This is a genomic window from Rossellomorea oryzaecorticis (assembly GCF_045897515.1).
GTDB classification, from domain to species: Bacteria; Bacillota; Bacilli; order Bacillales; family Bacillaceae_B; genus Rossellomorea; species Rossellomorea enclensis.
The window spans coordinates 137,141-156,257 of record NZ_JBJOSA010000006.1 but is presented as its reverse complement, the minus strand read 5'-3'; the positions used below and the strand labels follow the sequence as shown (position 1 = coordinate 156,257).

The following is a 19,117-nucleotide window of genomic DNA, read 5'->3' as shown; positions in this document are numbered from 1 at the left end:
TCAATAAAAGTTTACTATAAGAAGAGCATGAATACAACCCGGATACTCCATTCAGCAAGCAGTGCTGGATCACCCTATGGGCAATTATAATCAGGTAATGCAGGAGTATAGATCTATTCAATATGGTATTCCTAGCCCATCCAGTTAAGTTTTTTAAAAATTTCTGCAAAATGCATTTCCGAAATGTTGACTCTAAAATCCTCATATTGTATAGTAAAGACATCATTGAAGTGGAACGATTTTTAGTGCTTCAGCAGTGGAAATCAACATTTCATGATAAATATTTTCCATGAGCACCATAAGTGCTTGATTGATTTAGGAGGATTAGAAGAATATGCAAAATGGTAAAGTAAAATGGTTTAACAACGAAAAAGGTTTTGGCTTTATTGAAGTAGAAGGCGGAGACGATGTATTCGTACATTTCTCAGCAATCCAAGGCGAAGGTTTCAAATCTTTAGAAGAAGGTCAAGAAGTTTCTTTCGAAATTGTTGAAGGCAACCGCGGACCTCAAGCTGCTAACGTAGTCAAATTATAATCACACATATATGCTAAAAAAAGCGGACGATTTAAAAATCGTCCGCTTTTCCTTTTCTATCGGTGATTTTTTTCACTGTAACTTTTCCCCGTAATGCTTGATCTGTTCCCCTACTGTACATTCCTTGATACAAAATCGATGTGCACGTGCTTTTCCGGATTCTTTGCGAAAAAATGCTTTTAGCAGGCAGTCTCTGCAATAGGTGTCAATCAGTTCATCCACTTTATCAACTGCTTGTCTGCGGTCCATACCATCACTCCTAGACATTTACCATCTTAACGTTAGTTTTATTTATAGAATATATGTTAGTCAATGAAATTATTCTATCCTTTTATGACTGTGTACCTGCTTATCCAATAAAGCCTGATTGGCAAGTTTATCGGCCTCTTTGTTATCATTCCTGTCTAATACATCGATTGTAACCTTCAAGTTCAGCTTTTCAATCTGCCCTTCTATCCGGTCGAGCCATCTGTTTAATGCCTCGTCAAAGCATGGCCAGTCCCCTTCAAGCTGCTTCAGTACTACCTGCGAATCCCCCTTTATTGTACAGGGGGCATTTTTGACTCCTATCTCTTCAAGAAGCAGAAGGGCATTATGGAGTGCTGCATATTCGGCTTCATTATTATTTTCCAGTTCTTCAAGTTTCCCGTTCTTACGAATCCTGAAACGTTCATCACCTTTTTCATAATAAACGACCATTCCGATCCCCGACAGTGCTGCACTTTTATCAAATCCCCCATCAAAGTAGACGGTGATGTTTTGGGGTTCTTTGTCCAATTCTTGATTTAATTTGATAAACTCTTTTCTTGTCCACGAATTTTCCATTTCATCGATGATTTCCAGGTCGGTGACCCTCCCCGTCTTCATTAAATCATCAACATGGATCATTGTTTCCTTCCTGGGGAACCATGTGGATTCAAACCATATATCAGTGGCTGTTTTACTCGCATATTTGTACTTTAGCTTCATCTTCAACCTGATCACTCTCTTCTGTATTGGTCTGATATTGTTCATCGTTTCTTTTATTTGTATAATGTAGAGTATTGTTTGTAAAAAGGAGGATTTCCATGTTTAATATCTGGTTTGGTCTTTTATTTGTTATTATTACTTTTTCCCTGTTATTAATTATGTATAGAATGTTCGGGCGTACCGGGTTATTTGTCTGGATTGGCCTATCAACAATACTTGCCAATCTTCAAGTCGTTAAAACGATCGAGATATTCGGTCTCACTGCTACTTTGGGTAATGCCATGTACGGTTCAGCTTTCCTGGTGACTGACATTTTAAATGAACGCTATGGAAAAAAAGAAGCACAAAAAGCAGTTTGGCTCGGCTTCTTTACGTTGATCATTATGACTATTATTATGCAGATGGCCCTTATATTTCAACCCCACCCGGAAGATATTGCACAGGGAGCCCTGTCCACCATTTTCGGCCTGATACCGAGAATTGCAGCCGGCAGCCTTGCTGCATACCTGGTGAGCCAATTCACTGATGTATATATCTTCTCCTATTTGAAGAAAAAGTTCCCGGGAGACAGGCAATTTTGGATACGCAATAATGGAAGTACCATGATCAGTCAATTATTGGATACTCTTGTATTTACCAGTATTGCTTTCCTGGGTACGTTCCCGTTCGATATCTGGATGGAGATATTCATAACAACCTATTTATTGAAATGGCTGATTTCCATACTGGACACACCCTTTGGTTATATTGCCAAACGATTCCCGAAAGATATCAACTAATTTCTATTTGAAGGAGTGACCGCCTGTTGTTTGAAGTGAATATCGATGGAGCAAGTGCTGGTAATCCAGGTCCAAGCGGCGCCGGCATCGTCATTAAACAGAATGGACAGGTTCAGCATTTTTCATTTCCTCTCGGGGATATGGATAATCACCTGGCGGAATTCACCGCCTGCAAGAAAGCACTGGAAATCTGCATTGAAAATCAGGCGGACACAGTCTGGGTCCGCAGTGATTCACAGGCATTGGTGCATGCCGTTGAAAAAGAATTTGTCAAAAGCCCATTATACAAATCGATTCTGCTGGATATTTTACGGCTGGCAGATCAGATTCCATTGTTTTTCATCAAATGGGTGCCGAGTAAAGAAAACAAAATGGCTGATGAACTTGCCAGGAAAGCCATTCACTTAAATGGATGATCATTCATCTAATCAAAAAGGAGGCCGCATGGCACTCCTTTTTGTTTTATTTTTCTTATTCAACCCTTGCCATTTTGCTCATGAAAGTCCTTGCTTAATGTTTACGCAAGTTCTTGCTTAATTTGTAAGCAAGTCCTTGTTTAATTCTTAAGCGAGTCCTTGATGGACCATCCATTTAAGGGCTTCTTTCCTGGAAGTTATCTTTTGTGAATGCAGACGTTCCAATATAGACATATAAAAGCTTGAATCAAACTTTTTTTGTGCCTTCAGCGTGATTTCAATTGCACTGTTGACAAGTTCATCCGGTGCATCTGTATATTTTTTACCGAAATAAATAAAACCGATTGCATCTTCCTGGAATTTAAATCCCCTGTTTTCCAAATCAATGAGAAAATCTTCTGTTGTTTTTTTCACTTGTCCCCTCACCCTAATTACAGCGTTGTCTTCTTTCATCTTACAAAAAATCTTTTTCTCTGCCTATCTTTTTTTGACAGCAGAAAACCTAAAGATCCCATCACCAAACCCAGCAGCGCGCCTCCCACAACTTCCTGAGGCTGATGGCCGAGCATTTCTTTCAGGCGCTTGGGCTTCTTTTCTTCAAATTCCACTGATTCTTTTTCGTGCGCTTTTCTGACCAGTTCATCCAGACTGTTCACTTTCAGCGTCAATTCTCCGGTCTGCCGTCTAATGCCCTGGGCATCATACATGACAATCAGTCCAAAGATAAAGGAGAGTGCGAAATCAATCGTTTTCACTCCCTTTTTCAACGCAATGAAAGTGGTCAGCGAAGCGACCCCCGCACTGTGGGAGCTGGGCATACCTCCTGTTTGAAAAAACAATTCCGGTTTCCATTCTTTCCTTTTTATATAATGAAGGGGAATCTTGAAGCCCTGAGCGAGCAAGATGCTCAGTAAGGCTGTCAGTACACCTTTATTCATCGCTATACACCTCCCTTTCCCTTAGTCTGTCCAAAAATTCATGTTTGCATGGGATAATTCAAGGGACAGAACGCAAAATAATCATGTAATCATCACGATTCAGGAGGCGTAGAAATGAGCAAAAACAACAATAAGAATAAAGGAAATACTGCATCCAGTGTAAATCCTCAGGGCAATGCTTCCGATATGGAATTCGCCGGGGAACCAAAAAGCAAATTAGAAAATGCAGCAAAAAAACTGAATAGAAAGTAACAAAGTAAATCAAAGAAAAAAGTCAGGCTGCCTAAAACCTGACTTTTTGATTGTTTAGCTTGTTGCAATCAATGAATCTGCGCTCAATAAGAATCTTCTAAGCACCTTCAGCTCAAGTTCTTCAATATATGACATTGAAGTATGCGGCACGCGGCTCCACACGGCATTTTCTATTGTCAGCGGCAGCGGGACCTCACAATGTATTTCGGCAAGCTTCCTTGAGATATGGAGCATATCCAGATCACTTTCAATTTTCTTGCGCTGGGAAGGTGTCAGTTTATCGAGATTGCTTAAAATTCCTGAAATGTCATCATGCTCCTGAATGAGTTTAATGGCTGTTTTTTCTCCTATGCCTTTCACACCCGGATATCCGTCACTGGAGTCTCCCATCAGCGCTTTGACATCTATGAACTGCTCTGGTGTTATTCCGCGTTCTTCTACAAACAGCTCCTTCGTGTAGGTTTGATAATTTCCAAACCCTTTTTTCAAGAGCATGATTTCGATTCCATCATCAAGCAGTTGAAGCAGATCCTGATCACCGCTCAGTACAGTCACCCTGCGTTCCTTATGGTGTGCCTTTGCAAGTGTCCCGATGCAGTCATCCGCTTCATAACCGGGAACCCCGACGTTAGCAAGGTTGAAGCCTTCCGCCACTTCCTTTGCCAGATCAAATTGTGGGATGAGCTCAACCGGAGGGGCATTTCGATTGGCTTTATAGTCTGTATATACCTCATTGCGGAATGTTTTACTTCCCATGTCCCAGCATACCAGGATATGGCTAGGCTTAACATGGTCTGCTGCCATCAGCAGGTGCTTCATAAATCCCTGTACACCGTTGGTCGGAAGCCCTTTTGAATTCATCATAAACTGGCCGGTCACGGCTGTTGCAAAAAACGAACGGAATAAGAGCGCCATTCCATCAATCAATAATAAGTGTTCATCTCTTTTCATTACATACACTCCTGACTCTATCTATTTTGTCCGCAATCTCACGGTTTCTTAAATATACAATCCATTAAAAGTATAACATATTTCAGCCCTCACCCCACTGGGAATTAGAAAAGCGGAGGGGCTTTGCTCAGAGGCGGGTGGCATAAGACGAACCGGACAGGAAGGCGTTCTTTGCCTTTTTGGCCGGTTTGGCTTATGACATGTGCCTCTAAGCCCCGCAGCTGGACAATCGAAAAGCGGAGGCGGCTCGATCAGGAGCGACAAGCATAAGATGAACTTACAGGAAAGGCGCTCTTTGCCTTTTTGGTAAGTTTAGCTTATGACCTCGAGCTCCTAGCCGCCGGAGCTGGACAATAAGAAAAGCAGAGGGGCTTTGCTCAGAGGCGGGTGGCATAAGACGAACCGGACAGGAAGGCGTTCTTTGCCTTTTTGGCCGATTTGGCTTATGACCTCCAGTCTCTAGCCGCCACAGCTGGACAATAAAAAAACAATCCTGCATTCACAGGCTCGTCCGATTTGTTTCCACTTTATGATGGTCGTAGGAGACCCAATCACTGTAGCTCCCGGCATACAGCTTGACATCGCTGAATCCCGCTTCCAATAACGCGAGGACGTTTGGCGTGGCAGTCACTCCCGACCCGCAATAAACAACGATTGGCGTATTTCTGTCAAGTTTTGCAAATCGCCGGTCATTGGCTTCCTCCAGGAAGTGACCTTTCTTCACTCCCTCTGTCCAGGGTATATTGACTGCTCCCGGAATATGCCCCGGTATCCGGTCAATCGGTTCTTCTTTACCTAAGTAACGCTCCTCACTGCGGGAATCAAGTAAGATTCCTGGAATTTCCCGATTAGATATCCCTTTCACTTCCTCTAGGGAAGCAAGCATTTCTTCGTTGAATGAAGGAGTATAACTTTTCGTTTCATAGTCAGGAACAGATGTCTCTGATTCACATCCCTCTTCCTTCCATGCTTTATATCCACCATTCAATACGAAGATTTCTTCATGGCCAATATAGCGGAACATCCACCAGCACCTGCTGGCAAAAGCCCCTTCTTCCTGATCATAGGCTACGATGACCGTATCGTTATCGATGCCGGCATTTTCTATTTTTCTCAGGAAGTTTTTCATATTTGGCAGTGGATGCCGCCCTCCATGCTCTTTCACATGACCGGATAAGTCTTTTTCAAGATCAAAATAAACCGCACCCGGAATATGCCCTTTCAAATAAGTGGTTTTACCAGCTGACGAGTCCCCTAATGAAAAGCTGCAATCAATCACTCTCACTTTTCGATCGGGCAAGTGTTCCTTCAGCCAATCTACGCTCCGGACATTCATCATCATGATATCCCCCTCTTTTTCATCAGATCCTTTACAGCTTCCTTCGGTTCCCAGCAGGAAAATCGATAGTCCGTCCTGGTCTCATAACCAAGACGGGAGCAAAAATAGGAAGTCTTCCTTGCGTTCAACTGTTTGCTGGCAGTAATATGGATACAGGTGGCACAACAATGAAATGGATTAACTTTCAAGCGGCTTCCCCCTTTTCCTTTTAAATCTTTTTAGGGCTGGACAATCAGCGACTTCCACTCTCTTCTGAGTTTTTCAATATCCTGGGTGGTACTCAACGCTTCGATATTTGAATCGATCTGTTCAAATGTCTGCGATTTTGCTTCCTCTTTTAAATTCTTGAACCTTACATTTATATCCTGCTGACTCCAGGATTTCATCTTTTCTTTTTCATTTTTCAGGTAGTCATCCGCAGGTCCATGAAGCCTCTTCACGAGCTCTTCCTGAATTTCTTTTTTTCCGCCTTTTTCGAGGAATTGTTTAGCATTCCTGAAAGTGGAGAAAGCCCCTTTGAAATGCTCGAGATCGATGTCTTTAAAAGCCTGTTGAAATTCGATGGCTTCACCATTCCTGAATACCGGAGAAGAAAGCAGGATTTCTTTTTCCGATTCAAGTATATTGGACTCTATTTGGTCCCAATGGGAATCAAGCTGCTTACCGATGAATTGTTGAATCCTCAAGGAAGTGGCTCTCAATTCCTGCGATAAATCAAAACCTACACTCGTTATGAACTCCTTTAATCCGTTCTGCAGTGCTTTTGAATCGTTCGTTTCATTCATGAACAAGCCTGAGTGAAACGCCTCCTTAAAGAAGTCGGAAATCCGGAAAAATACCCGCTGTTTTAAATAATAAATCAATTCATCCAATTCCTGGTCTGTTTCCTGCTGGATAGCTGCGGCTGTCATTTTTTCAAGAAGTTCATTTACTTCAGCTTTCGTCTGATGCAATTCCTCGATTTTTTGCTGTTTCAAAGATTGATCACTCGATGCCGTATCGATATAATGCTTGAAACGCTTGATTCCTTTTTCCCATTCACTAATTGCTGAATCCACACTCATGCTGACGAGCTCTTCCTGTATGAAGGAATTGAATGCGTCTTTGAAAAAGGTCATCCCATTGGAAGGGTTCTCTTTATCCTCCAGTGCCTGAAGGGATGAGACTCCAAAAATTCTCGGGAAGCGGATACCATACTGAATGAGCTGCTCCCCGACATAGGATATGACTTCTTCCTTTTCTTCTTCATCCTTGGCGAGGTCGATTGCGTTGACGATAAAGAACATTTTATCGAGTTCGAATGTGTCTTTTACGCGCCCCAACTGAATGAGGAATTCACGGTCTGCACGTGCGAAAGCGTGGTTATAATAGGTCACAAATAGGATGGCATCAGCGTTTTTGATGTATTCAAATGCCACCCCGGTATGACGTGCGTTAATTGAGTCCGCACCAGGGGTATCAACCAATGTGATGCCCTTCCTCGTAATCTCGCAATCATAGTACAGGTCGATCGACTCAACAAAGCAGGATTTGTTTTCATCTGCTACGTATCCTTTATAATCATCTAAATCGACTGTGATTTCCCTGCCTAAGCGGTTCTTGAATTCTTCATATCCATTATAAAACGCCGAAAGGAAAGACAGGTGGATTTTTACTTTCGCGTCTCCTCCCGTTTCATTTAGAAGTCCGGGGATGATTTCCAAGGCATCCTCTAAAGTTTCAATTCGTTTGTCAAAAAAGGATAAGGAATGTGACAGGTCCTGATAGAGTTGAGATTCGGATTTAATTTGCACTACTGCCGTCTCATGAAGATACTGATCCGTTACCGGCTTAATCCGATTGATGGATGCAGTAGTCGGGTTCGGACTGACCGGTAATACTTTTTTGCCGAGGAGCGCATTGGCAAAGGATGACTTCCCTGCACTGAAGGCTCCGAATAAAGCAATCGTAAATGTCTGATTGGCAAGTCTCTCACGCTTGCCCTCCAATATTTCTGCAATCTTACTGAACCCATGCAGGTTGCCGAACACGCGGGTCATTCGGTCCAGCCTGTCGATTGCATCCTCCACAGAAACCTGAGTATTCTTTACTTCTCGGGAGTGCACGTCATTCTGTTCATCATTGCTTAAACTTTCGCTTGCAGGCTCAAGAGGGTTTTCTTCCAGTTCGTCTGCTTCTATGAACTCTTCTTCTTTTGCTTTCCAGTCATTCACCCAGCCCAGAATCTTGCCATCTTGTTTATCGGAATCCGAAATCCCTTCCAGCTTTTCTATCTGCTGGAACTTCTCCTCTTCCAAGAGGGCCCATTTATGCACATATACTGTTTTTTGACGGATTGCCTGCAGCTCATCTTGCAGGCTTCTTTGTTTGCTTTCCGAATCTTCTTTCAAGTGTTTCAGGAAGCCTTCAAGCCAATCATTCGTTCTTTTTCTCGCATCCCTCTTTAATTCTTCTGAGAGATTATCGCAATACTGAAGGACGTAATCCCCTGTCACCTTTGCCCCCGGTTTGATCAACGCATTTAAATATTGCTCATCCACTTTGAGGGACAGCGTCTCCCAGCCATCCAAAAGGGAAGTTGAAACAACATTTTTCTTCTTCATGAACGATTTTCCGAGTGTCTTCAAATGCCACTCCAACTGGGTTTCGATCCTGCTGTTCACTTCTTCTTTAAAGATTTTGGCCCTGCGTTCCTTTTCATCTTCTGTTTTTTGTCTGCTGAACAGGAATCCGACTTTAAAGTCCGGCTGCCGGCTTTCAAGGAATTCTTTCGCAAGGTCCCTTGTTTCAAAAGGCATAAGGTATGCATTCTTAAGGACTGTGCTTCTTTCTTCTTCGAAAGACTGTCTCAATTCGCTGACGTCGTTATCTGATAGTTCGTCCAGAAGCTTTGCTTCTTCCATTAAAAGCGCGTCTTTGTCTGCCCACTCTTCATCTGTGACATGTTTTTTCCCCTCTTCTTCAACCTGGGTCTGCTGATCTTCATACCATCCGATATGTTCATGTACAAGTTGTGAGAGGGCTGACTGGGCGGATTCTTCGATCAGTGACTCTTTATCCACGACCTGTTTATTGATGAACTCCCGCAGTTCTGCTATTTGATTATGTTCATGGTCAGATTTCTTAAGACTGGTATAGAAGATGCCGTCCGGATTGACCCCCCAGCTGGCAAAGGAATCCCTGACAGCCTCTTTGAACTTCTGGAAAGGCAGTTCTTCCTCCTGATGTTTATCAATCTGATTGACCACCAGATATAAATTCACTCCATGACGCTTTAATTCTTTAGTGAATTGGAAGTTCACCTGCGATTGGACATGATTATAATCCATGACATAAAATACCGCATCCGCTAAATGGACGGCAGATTCGGTGGACAGCCTGTGGGCGTCATCCGTACTGTCCACGCCCGGGGTATCAAGGACTGAGACCCCCTCAGGGAGGGTCGTTTTCTTTCTGCCTATTTCAACCGAGTATACATCTTCCCCGTTCCTGCAGAATTCTTTGATTTTCGAGTATTCGTATGGCGCCTTAAATAAGACTGGTTTGCCTGTATGATAGTGAATCTTTGCATAGTCTTCATTAGATTGATGAACTTTCACCAGATTGGCACTGGTGGGGATGGGACTCGAAGGGAGTATTTCATCACCCATCAGATAGTTGATCATAGTTGATTTTCCGGCAGAGAAATGCCCGCAAAAAGCAAGTATGAATTCCTGCCTGTGAATTTTTTCCGCCAGTCTTTCTACCTTCTGGGAACGTTCCTCATCCCCTTTACTGCGGAATATTTCATCATATCCTGCCAGCTTATGCAGGATTGTATGTAAATTGGTGCTTTGCTGATCAGTGCGGCTCATGTGTAAGGTCCTTTCTATTTCAAAAGATGATAACGCTTTTATTTTATCGTATTTACCCCGATTTCTCTATGGTTTGCTTTTCGTTTATTGAAGAGACCTAAGAAACTTATTAATATCCTATTCAGGGATTCTCTATTTGGAGAAAATAAAAAGCCTCCTTCGATTGAAGGAGACTTATCTTGTTGATTGTGTCGGTATAAGATTTGGTGATGCGAAGGGTCGGGTTTTGGTTTGTTCAGATGCAGGTTTTTGAACAGGCTGTCGATCCTTCATCACATTAGACAAGACAAATTTCATTAGGAATCCATATGTAACCACTGTCATCATTATTAGAAACCATACCATTTCATTCGCCACCTTATTTTTAGTTTCGGGACATGCAACTGAGAATAATTTTCATCTTCATTTACATCCTATCAAAAACGATAATCATTTTCAATAAGAAATTTTATTTTTCTTTCTTTTCTGTGCCTATCCATCCAGGAGTCGATAAATGGACATGTTTGTAATTCGTTTGCCGGGTCAGTGCCTCTTCCTCCACCGGTATCCTCGTTAGGAGGATCAGCTGATTGAGGACGGCAAAAATGATCAGTGTCCAATATGCATTGAATAAAAGGGGGATGATGGCCAACTCAACCGTTACAATAAGATAATTGGGATGCCTGAAAAACTTATATGGCCCTGTCGCCACCACCTCGGTATCGGGGAGGACGATTATTTTCGTATTCCAATATCTCCCCAGCGATGAAATGACCCATATCCTCCCTGCCTGGGTGAGTATGAACCCTGCAAGCAGGTATTTCCACTGAGGGTGAATCCCTGAATGAAAGATACCCGCTTCAATTAAAAGGGATACAAAGAAAGCTGTATGGATCATCACCATGCCCCTGTAATGATTTTGTCCGTACTCCTTCGCTCCCCTTTTTTTCATCCATTTTTCATTTTTACGGGCAATGATCAATTCCACCACCCGCTGCACAGCCAGAACTAGAAAGAAAAGGATAAAAAATATCATCAATCCCACCTCATCAATACTAATTCCGAGCTGAAGCCCGGTCCTAATGCTGTTCCAAGGCCGATATCGCCTCTCTTGCAATCATCTTGCAAAAATTCCTTCAGGACATAATAGATCGTCACCGAGGACATATTGCCGTACTTCTTTAGTATTTTCAGCGCATGGCGGGTCATGTGATCATCGAATCCCAATGCTTCCTGATACGCCTCGATCACTTTCTTTCCCCCGGGGTGAGCCACAAAGTGTTTGATTTCTTCCATTTTGATCCCCTGTGAATGAATGAATTCTTCCACATTCGGTCTCAGCCAGTTTGTGACCAGTGTTGGGATATCTTTTGAAAACACGACATAAAGACCCTCATTTTTAATATTCCAGCCCATGACATCGAGTGAATTCTTCAACGTGGTTGATTGTGTGGCAAATATTGAAGGCAGCGGGCGTACTATTTCATTCAGCGCAGTGCTTTCATCTCCGCAAACGAGGGTACACGCCACCCCATCTGCAAATAATGAAGTCCCGACTAAATTACTTTTGGAACGGTCACCATGCTGAAACGTTAATGAGCATAATTCAATGGAAAGCACCAACACATTCGCCTTTGGAAAAGCAAGGCAGTATTCATATGCCCGTGACAGGCCAGCCGCTCCTCCAGCGCACCCCAATCCCCAGATCGGTATGCGTTTGACATGGGATGGAAAGGGCAGGACGTTCATGATCCTTGCTTCTATACTCGGTGTGGCAAGACCGGTTGTGCATATCGTGAATATGGCATCGATTTCTTCATAGTTGACCTCATTATTAATGATGCATTTTTCAATTGCCCTGCTTCCCATCTCCACAGCAAAACGGATAAACAAATCATTCTTTTCCTGAAAGGAATGAGATTTGGAAAACCAATCAAGGTCACCGACAAAATACCTGCTTTCTATCTCGCCATTTTCAAAGATAGGCAGCAGGCGGTCTATATCCTTAAAGCTTCCTGAAAATAAATTCCGGGCAAAATCCGCTGCTTCGGATTGAGTAATTTTATAAGGCGGGATTTCTGTTTCAACACTCACTATTTTAGGCATTACAACCATTCTCCTTATCACATTTCCATGTAAGGATAGCATTACCAAAACGTGAAAGAACATGTATAGTTATTCTTTTTCAGTCCGAAGGAGAAGTTTACGACACCTGAAAGTTTTTAAGTCTTTTATACTAGGTAATATGATATAATAATTCTGACAAATTTCCGGAGGTTTCGACATGAAGCTAACCAGCAGCATTACCGATCTATTGCATCATTTCATGACTGCCCTAAAAGGTGTGGTCCCATTAAGCGTAACCCATGATGAACCGACCTTGCTAAAAGAGCCGTATGACCACCAGCATTTCAGCGTTTCGATAGGAATGACCGGAGATGTCCAGGGAAGATTCGTCATTGACGGGAATGAAAAAAACTTTCAATCCCTGGCAGCCTCTATGTTCGGAATGCCGCTGACTGGTGAAATGCTGGAGTCGTTTGCGGGAGAATTAGGAAATATGATTGTGGGGAATCTCGCGACCTCGATTGCACACAGCGGTCATAATGTGGATATTACAACACCGACTGTCATGACAGGAAAAGCAGGTATAATAGGGAATAACCCGGTCATACAGCTGCCTTTGACTGTTAAGGATGCAGGTCGTTTCCATGTTCTTTTGGTGACGGTTCCATAAGGAAAGGGGAAAAAGCGGACATGAGCAGACCGCTTTTTTTTGGCCGGAGTACAGCAGAATTTGGAGCAGTTGTTACTCAATTGCACGGGGCTACAGCAGGGGGCTGCAGAAAGTTATACACCAGCGGGTTTAAAGGAGGTCGATCAGACGTTTTTGATAATATAATGTGATTTTTTGATAATATATTATCATTTTTGATAATAAACTGTCCGTTTTTGATAATAAAAATAATTCCTAGCCAAGATATACCCTCAATGACAGGCTGACGGCCTCTTCACAGTATAAGAACCCCGATTTCCTTTATCGAAATATACCCGTATAGAGTGAAATCCTTGTTAAATTCAAGATATTTCCCACAAAAAAGCGGGTCGCGGTGCCTGTCCCCGCGACCCGGCTGCCATCAACCAATCACCCTCTTAAAAACCCTGAATGGTCATTCCCCCGTCAACAAACAGTGTTTGTCCTGTTATGTAATTACCTGCGTCCGAGGACAAGAACACAGCAGGTCCGACCAATTCCTGAAGTTCGCCTACCCTATTCAATGGCGTCACGGCTAGGATGTCGTCTATATATTCCTTATTTTTAAGGAGTTCCTCGGTCAAAGGCGTTTTAAAATACCAGGGGCCGATACTGTTGACATTAATGTTATGTTTGCCCCATTCAAATGCCAGAACTTTTGTCATCTGAATCATCGCAGCTTTGGTAGAAGCATACACAACCCCGGTCCGCAGGGCCACATGACCTGCCACGGAAGAGATGTTAATGATCTTCCCCTTTCCGTTTTCTTTCATATGAGACCCGATTTCCTGACTCATCATAAAGGCAGATTTCAAATTGGTATCCATGATCATTTTCCATTCATCATCCGTCACCTCAAAAGCATTGGACCTGATATTCATCCCAGCGTTATTGATTAAAATATCAATCTTCAACCCTTGATCTTCTATGTATTGCACAGCCCTCTTGATTTCTTCCCGGGATGTCACATCCACAGGGATGACATAAGCTTCGCGTCCCGCTGCCTGAACCATTGATGCTGTCTCTTCCAAATCAGTCCTCGTTCTCGATAAAAGGACCACATCCGCTCCGGCTTCCGCAAGACCGATGCTCAATGCCCTTCCTATCCCCCGGCCTGCGCCGGTGATGACTGCAGTTTTATTATTAAGCGAAAAAGATGGCAAATACATTCCCCACACTCCTGTCAATTTTTAATCTTCTCTATTTTAACACAATTTCTCAATCATCCGGACGGGCCCCTTTTTCTTTGTTTCCCTGACAGTGCACATTAATATGAATCTTTGTTTCTGCCATCGAACCACAAACTGAACACAGTTGTTTGCAGGTATACAATTGACAGCATCTATTACAATAATACTTCTCCATTTTTTCCTTCCCCCTAAAAAATCATGATAGTTCAGTTTATGCAGAGCTTTTTTAACTGGAACAGGAGAATATTCCCTTTTTAGCTTAATGGCTGAAATGACATGTGACGAACTTCACATTTATTTCACAATTATCCCTGATTGGTGTGATATTTATCACAGATGGACGTGATGCGCAGGGATTATGATTGAGTTAATTCAGAACATCACCTCTAAAGGTGAAAGGAGTGAACATGATGCCAAATCCTGAATTGAACAGGAAAACAAAAACCAAAGTGGAAGATTCGTCAAGCCTTAAAGGGACCCTGACTTCTGTCCTGCTGCTTGGAGGGTTCCTTTTGCTTTCATGGATCGGTGTATTCTTACTATTCATTAATCGTTTTTAAAGAAGAAGGAGTGATTGAACATGCATATGCATCGATATGAAAAATGGTGGTTGACCCTCGGAACCGGCTCTCTTATTATCTTTTTAATCATTTTGGGGATCAGCGCTTTTCACCAGGGGCATCAGCCTCCGAGTGCCAAGGCCTATATCAACCCTGAACAAGTGGACGTGATTGCACCTTTCGATAAACCCGGATTAAAGAAAGTCGAAGGGAAAGAGTGGGATTACGAACTGGTCCTTGTGGCCTCCACTTTCTTATACAACCCCGGGGAAGTAGAAGTGCCCAAAGGGTCCAGATTGAAAATCATTGCAACAACCAAAGACGTCATCCATGGGTTTGAAGTTGCGGGCACAAATATTAACATGATGCTTGAACCTGGATACATCAGTGAATATACAACAACATTGGATAAGACCGGCGAATTTTTAGTCGTTTGCAACGAGTACTGCGGCGTTGGTCATCATACAATGAAATCCATGATTAAGGTGGTGGACTGAAATGTCAGATCGTTTTATAAGAATTGACCGCAGAGATGGAAAACTTGCGATGGCACATATATATGTAGGTTTCATTGCACTTGCACTCGGTGGACTGGCTGGTCTGTTACAAGTACTGGTCCGTTCCGGAACCTTCACCCTGCCTGCAGGAATCGGCTATTATCAGGTCCTTACCGTACACGGCGTATTGCTCGGCCTGGTATTGACCACGTTCTTTATCCTTGGATTTCAGCATGCTGCCATTTCAAGGACTTCCGGAACTTATTCAAACACGTCACGTCTGTTCGGCTGGCTCGGTTTCTGGGTGATGCTGATCGGGACAGTGATGTCGGCAGTGATGATCCTTTTAAACGAAGCAACTGTCCTTTATACGTTTTATGCTCCGCTAAAAGCTCATTGGATATTTTATCTCGGTTTGACATTTGTCGTGGTCGGAAGTTGGTTAGGCGGCACCGGAATGATCATGAAGTATGTACAGTGGAGAAAAGAGCATAAAGGCGAGCCGAGTCCGCTGCTTACTTTCATGGCCGTTATCAATATGGTCCTTTGGATAGTAGCTACTTTAGGTGTCGCAGGCACTGTTTTATTTCAGCTGCTGCCGTGGTCACTCGGTCTTGTGGATAGAGTCGATGTACTGATCAGCAGGACGTTATTCTGGTACTTCGGCCATCCTCTCGTGTATTTCTGGTTACTGCCCGCCTATATGGCATGGTACGTCATCATCCCGAAAATCATAGGGGGGAAAATCTTCTCCGATGCACTGGCCAGACTTTCTTTTGTGCTATTTCTACTATTCTCGATACCTGTCGGCTTTCACCACCAGCTGGTAGAACCGGGTATTGACGCATTCTGGAAATTCCTTCAGGTCGTTCTCACGTTCATGGTTGTCATCCCTTCATTGATGACTGCTTTCTCACTATTTGCAACGTTTGAGATGTATGGACGTTCAAAGGGCGGGTCAGGGCTGTTCGGCTGGTTTAAGAAGCTTCCTTGGGGAGATGCACGATTTACAGTCCCTTTCATCGGCATGGTCGCTTTCATCCCTGCAGGTGCAGGTGGATTGATCAACGCTTCCAACCAGATGAACCAGGTTGTCCATAATACGATCTGGGTAACAGGGCATTTTCATTTGACACTCGCCACTTCAGTGGTGCTGACATTCTTCGGGATTTCTTACTGGCTGGTCCCTCACTTGACTGGACGTGTATTGACTAAAGCAATGAATAAAATGGCCATTGTGCAGGCTGTCGTATGGTCGACGGGTATGAGCATCATGTCCGGTGCCATGCACGCAGTCGGTTTATTGGGGGCACCAAGACGATCTTCTTTCTCTACCTATGGAGATGCCCCGCAGGCACTTGACTGGATTCCCTATCAGGTTGCCCAGGCTGTCGGAGGAACGATTCTCTTCATCGGAATCATTCTTGTGTTATACATCTTCATTAACCTGGCTTTCTTTGCACCAAAGGGAGAAGAAGAATTCCCTATTGGGGAAGTGGCAGGTACTGCTGAAAAAACACCGATGGTCCTCGAGAATTGGAAAATCTGGCTCACGGTGCTGGCAGCTCTCATTCTGATTGCTTATACAGTACCTTTCATGGATATGTTCCAGAATGGACCGCCGCCTTCAAAAGGGTTCAGGGTTTGGTAAAAGATGGTAACAAAACGACCACTTCCGTATTTGGAAAGCGGTCGTTTTTGTTTTTTATTAAAGTGAATAAACTTTTGTATACTTATCTATCAGATAATCTGCCAGATAAGAAGCATTCAATCCTTCGCCAGTCACCTCTTCAAGGATTTCAAGCGGCTTTCTCATTTTCCCCCACTGATGAACATGATCGGTCAGCCACTCTTTGATAAGTGACAGATCGCCTTTTTCGAGCATTTCATCAAAGTCGGGAATGTCTTTCTCCATTGCTTTTTTAAATTGGGCCGCATACATATATCCCAATGCATATGAAGGGAAGTATCCGAAGCTGCCGCCTGCCCAGTGAACATCCTGGAGCACGCCTTCACCATTATGTGCAGGCTTGATTCCAAGGTATTCTTCGTACTTCTGGTTCCAGATTTCAGGCAGATCTTTCACTTCAATTTCGTCGTTGAACAAGCCTTTTTCGATTTCGTAGCGGATGATGATATGCAGAGCATATGTCAGTTCGTCTGCTTCGATCCTAATCAATGAAGGCTTTGATTCATTGATCGCTTGATAAAACTGGTCAAGATCCACTGAATCGAATTGTCCATCGGCATATTGTTTTAGCAAATCATAATTCTGTTTCCAGAACGAATAATTTCTCCCCACGAAATTTTCATAAAATAATGACTGTGATTCATGTATCCCCATCGACGTACCGGAGCATAATGGCGTCCCGGTCAAATCTCCAGATATATTCTGTTCGTAAAGGGCATGTCCCCCTTCGTGAATCGTCCCAAATACAGCCGTACGCCAGTCTTTTTCGTCGTATTTTGTTGTAACCCTTACGTCCCCGGGATTCAAACCGATCGCGAATGGATGAACGGTTTCATCAAGCCTTCCGGAATTGAAGTCATACCCCATTTGAGCAAGTATCTTCAAACTGAAATCCTTTTGCTTTTCCTTTGGGAAGTGCTCAAATAAGAAATCCGTTTTCGGTTTATTTTCTGATTCTGATATTCTATGTACCAGTGGAACGATTTTGTCCCTCAATTCCCCGAACACCCTGTCAAGGATTTCCACAGTGACACCGGGTTCATACATATCAAGGAGGGTATCATATTTATTATTCTCATACCCCCAATAGGTGATGAACCTCTTCGTGTAAGATACGAGTTTCTCTAAATATGGCTGTAACATGTCGAAGTCCGCTTTGGATTTTGCGTCTTCCCAAATATTTTCTGCTTTTGACTGAAGAACAACATATTCTTTGTATTCAGACGCCGGGATTTTTTTATTCCGGTCATATTCTTTCTGGCACTCCTCTAGCAGTTTTTGTGTCATTTCATCAAGCTCATCCTTGTTTGGAGACAGCTTGGCGAGATAAGCAGCCATATCATTCGAAGTGGACATGGCAAATAATTCAGATGACAGCATCCCGATGACTTCTGAACGCTGCTCCACTCCATTTTTGGGAGCACCTGTCCTTAAATCCCAGAACAAAAGGCCGAGTGCTTCGTTATACGCAGTCATTTTTTTGACATAGTCGAGAAAGCTGTCTTTCATTTCTACTAGTTCTTCTCTCATCTTAAATCCCCCTTAATAAACATCCTCTCTATTTTATCATATTTTTCTGACAAATACTTCTAAAAGAAATCAAATAAGATGCTGTGAAAAATCAAAAAACACTTTCTTAATATGAACAAATAGTTCACACTCTTTTACTATTGACAATATACCTATAGGGGTATAAAATGAGCTTATACTTACTGGAAGAGGTGTCTTTATGGAGTTTATTGGTTTGTTAATAATGGCAGCATTGATCCTTTTATATGTAATGCAGATGAAATCAGGGAAAAACACCAGGCAGCTCACTACTTCTGAGCTGAAAAAACAACTGGGGGATCCTTCAAAGCAATTTATAGATGTGAGGACTCCTGCTGAATTTAAGGGAAGACATATAAAAGGCTTTAAAAATATTCCTATTAATACCCTGCAAAGGAATTTGAACAAGCTCCCGAAGGATAAGGAAATAATCGTCATCTGTCAAAGCGGGATGAGAAGCACGAAAGCATGCAAGATCTTATCTTCAGCAGGGTTTCATTCGGTAACAAACGTCAGAGGCGGAATGAGTGCATGGTCCGAATAAAATTGTGCAGAAAGGAAAATGACAATGAAAAGTATCTCAACGGATGAATTGCAAAAGAAAATCGAAAATAGTGAAACAGCACATATTATTGATGTAAGAGAGGCAGCCGAGCTCAGGGCAGGGAAAATACCCGATGTTATGAATATCCCCCTTGGACTTTTGGAATTCAGGATGAATGAATTGGATAAGAAAAAACAATACTTTATCATCTGCCAATCGGGCGGGAGGAGCAGCCAAGCATATCGCTTTCTTGAATATCAGGGTTTTGATGTAGTGAACGTTGAAGGCGGAATGCATGCCTGGAATGGTAAGGTACAATAG

The 19,117-nt window shown here is 42.9% G+C and carries 22 protein-coding genes; 10 read left to right on the top strand and 12 right to left on the bottom strand.

The genetic code is table 11. From position 1 onward, the window contains the following. Nucleotides 1-334: 334 nt before the first annotated feature. A complete protein-coding gene (cspD, locus tag ACKA06_RS09670; protein ID WP_007084796.1) occupies nt 335-535 on the top strand; it encodes a cold-shock protein CspD in 201 nt (66 codons plus the stop codon). 72 nt (nt 536-607) lie between these two features. On the opposite strand, the gene ACKA06_RS09665 is transcribed toward cspD, so the two are convergent. Together ACKA06_RS09665 and ACKA06_RS09660 are read right to left on the bottom strand one after the other, a co-directional pair. Further along, nucleotides 608-784: a zinc-finger domain-containing protein gene (locus ACKA06_RS09665; protein WP_064563964.1), complete on the bottom strand. Its 177-nt coding sequence runs from the start codon at nt 782-784 to the stop codon at nt 608-610. Between the two features lie 69 nt (nt 785-853). Continuing rightward, a complete protein-coding gene (locus tag ACKA06_RS09660) occupies nt 854-1,504 on the bottom strand; it encodes a reverse transcriptase-like protein (RefSeq protein ID WP_231938014.1) in 651 nt (216 codons plus the stop codon). 98 nt (nt 1,505-1,602) lie between these two features. On the opposite strand from ACKA06_RS09660, the gene ACKA06_RS09655 reads away from it, so the two are divergent. Together ACKA06_RS09655 and ACKA06_RS09650 are read left to right on the top strand one after the other, a co-directional pair. Continuing rightward, entirely contained in the window at nt 1,603-2,283 is a 681-nt protein-coding gene (locus ACKA06_RS09655) for a queuosine precursor transporter (RefSeq protein WP_032087983.1), read from the top strand. Between the two features lie 26 nt (nt 2,284-2,309). Continuing rightward, nucleotides 2,310-2,699 carry a reverse transcriptase-like protein gene (locus ACKA06_RS09650; protein WP_032087982.1) on the top strand — a complete coding sequence of 130 codons (390 nt, stop codon included), beginning with the start codon at nt 2,310-2,312 and terminating at the stop codon, nt 2,697-2,699. Between the two features lie 147 nt (nt 2,700-2,846). On the opposite strand, the gene ACKA06_RS09645 is transcribed toward ACKA06_RS09650, so the two are convergent. Both ACKA06_RS09645 and ACKA06_RS09640 read right to left on the bottom strand, forming a co-directional pair. Then, nucleotides 2,847-3,113: a DUF6123 family protein gene (locus ACKA06_RS09645; protein ID WP_032088382.1), complete on the bottom strand. Its 267-nt coding sequence runs from the start codon at nt 3,111-3,113 to the stop codon at nt 2,847-2,849. A gap of 35 nt (nt 3,114-3,148) precedes the next feature. Continuing rightward, on the bottom strand, nt 3,149-3,637 hold the full coding sequence (locus ACKA06_RS09640; RefSeq protein ID WP_032087981.1) for a divergent PAP2 family protein: 489 nt from the start codon (nt 3,635-3,637) through the stop codon (nt 3,149-3,151). 114 nt (nt 3,638-3,751) lie between these two features. Here ACKA06_RS09640 and ACKA06_RS09635 point away from each other — a divergent pair, with 114 nt between their 5' ends. Beyond that, nucleotides 3,752-3,889, top strand: a complete 138-nt coding sequence (locus ACKA06_RS09635) for a spore protein (protein ID WP_032087980.1) — start codon at nt 3,752-3,754, stop codon at nt 3,887-3,889. Between the two features lie 54 nt (nt 3,890-3,943). Here ACKA06_RS09635 and ACKA06_RS09630 read toward each other — a convergent pair whose 3' ends face one another. From ACKA06_RS09630 to ACKA06_RS09605, 6 genes are all read right to left on the bottom strand, one after another. Next, complete coding sequence (locus ACKA06_RS09630) at nt 3,944-4,840, bottom strand: 5'-3' exonuclease (protein ID WP_032087979.1); 897 nt, start codon at nt 4,838-4,840, stop codon at nt 3,944-3,946. 499 nt (nt 4,841-5,339) lie between these two features. Continuing rightward, a complete protein-coding gene (locus tag ACKA06_RS09625) occupies nt 5,340-6,182 on the bottom strand; it encodes a sulfurtransferase (RefSeq protein WP_411159491.1) in 843 nt (280 codons plus the stop codon). Continuing rightward, nucleotides 6,179-6,367: a hypothetical protein gene (locus tag ACKA06_RS09620; RefSeq protein ID WP_032087977.1), complete on the bottom strand. Its 189-nt coding sequence runs from the start codon at nt 6,365-6,367 to the stop codon at nt 6,179-6,181. The genes ACKA06_RS09625 and ACKA06_RS09620 overlap by 4 nt, the downstream gene beginning before the upstream one ends. Before the next feature lie 30 nt (nt 6,368-6,397). Further along, complete coding sequence (locus ACKA06_RS09615; protein WP_411159490.1) at nt 6,398-10,033, bottom strand: dynamin family protein; 3,636 nt, start codon at nt 10,031-10,033, stop codon at nt 6,398-6,400. Nucleotides 10,034-10,481: 448 nt separating this feature from the next. Beyond that, nucleotides 10,482-11,048 (bottom strand): isoprenylcysteine carboxyl methyltransferase family protein, encoded by a 567-nt coding sequence (locus ACKA06_RS09610; protein WP_318293549.1) that lies wholly within the window; start codon nt 11,046-11,048, stop codon nt 10,482-10,484. Further along, the gene (locus ACKA06_RS09605) at nt 11,048-12,118 is read right to left on the bottom strand and encodes a type III polyketide synthase (RefSeq protein ID WP_064563970.1); all 1,071 of its coding nucleotides are present in this window, start codon (nt 12,116-12,118) and stop codon (nt 11,048-11,050) included. The genes ACKA06_RS09610 and ACKA06_RS09605 overlap by 1 nt, the downstream gene beginning before the upstream one ends. A 178-nt stretch (nt 12,119-12,296) precedes the next feature. Between ACKA06_RS09605 and ACKA06_RS09600 the strand changes: the two genes are divergently transcribed. After that, nucleotides 12,297-12,749, top strand: coding sequence for a chemotaxis protein CheX (locus tag ACKA06_RS09600; protein ID WP_032087974.1), 453 nt, complete (start codon nt 12,297-12,299; stop codon nt 12,747-12,749). A 416-nt stretch (nt 12,750-13,165) separates the two neighbouring features. Here the strand turns inward: ACKA06_RS09600 and ACKA06_RS09595 are convergent, their stop codons facing one another. Beyond that, nucleotides 13,166-13,936: an SDR family NAD(P)-dependent oxidoreductase gene (locus tag ACKA06_RS09595; RefSeq protein WP_411159489.1), complete on the bottom strand. Its 771-nt coding sequence runs from the start codon at nt 13,934-13,936 to the stop codon at nt 13,166-13,168. Between the two features lie 431 nt (nt 13,937-14,367). Here ACKA06_RS09595 and ACKA06_RS09590 point away from each other — a divergent pair, with 431 nt between their 5' ends. From ACKA06_RS09590 to ACKA06_RS09580, 3 genes are read left to right on the top strand one after another with little or no spacing between them, the layout of a single operon-like run. Then, nucleotides 14,368-14,517 carry a hypothetical protein gene (locus ACKA06_RS09590; RefSeq protein ID WP_032087972.1) on the top strand — a complete coding sequence of 50 codons (150 nt, stop codon included), beginning with the start codon at nt 14,368-14,370 and terminating at the stop codon, nt 14,515-14,517. 20 nt (nt 14,518-14,537) lie between these two features. Continuing rightward, a complete protein-coding gene (locus tag ACKA06_RS09585; RefSeq protein WP_032087971.1) occupies nt 14,538-15,014 on the top strand; it encodes a cytochrome c oxidase subunit II in 477 nt (158 codons plus the stop codon). Nucleotide 15,015: 1 nt separating this feature from the next. Then, nucleotides 15,016-16,665, top strand: a complete 1,650-nt coding sequence (locus tag ACKA06_RS09580; RefSeq protein WP_197671235.1) for a b(o/a)3-type cytochrome-c oxidase subunit 1 — start codon at nt 15,016-15,018, stop codon at nt 16,663-16,665. Between the two features lie 57 nt (nt 16,666-16,722). Here the strand turns inward: ACKA06_RS09580 and ACKA06_RS09575 are convergent, their stop codons facing one another. Continuing rightward, nucleotides 16,723-18,234 (bottom strand): carboxypeptidase M32, encoded by a 1,512-nt coding sequence (locus ACKA06_RS09575; protein ID WP_411159488.1) that lies wholly within the window; start codon nt 18,232-18,234, stop codon nt 16,723-16,725. Between the two features lie 199 nt (nt 18,235-18,433). Between ACKA06_RS09575 and ACKA06_RS09570 the strand changes: the two genes are divergently transcribed. Together ACKA06_RS09570 and ACKA06_RS09565 are read left to right on the top strand one after the other, a co-directional pair. Continuing rightward, entirely contained in the window at nt 18,434-18,796 is a 363-nt protein-coding gene (locus tag ACKA06_RS09570; RefSeq protein WP_411159487.1) for a rhodanese-like domain-containing protein, read from the top strand. 24 nt (nt 18,797-18,820) lie between these two features. Then, nucleotides 18,821-19,117, top strand: a complete 297-nt coding sequence (locus tag ACKA06_RS09565) for a rhodanese-like domain-containing protein (protein WP_032087967.1) — start codon at nt 18,821-18,823, stop codon at nt 19,115-19,117.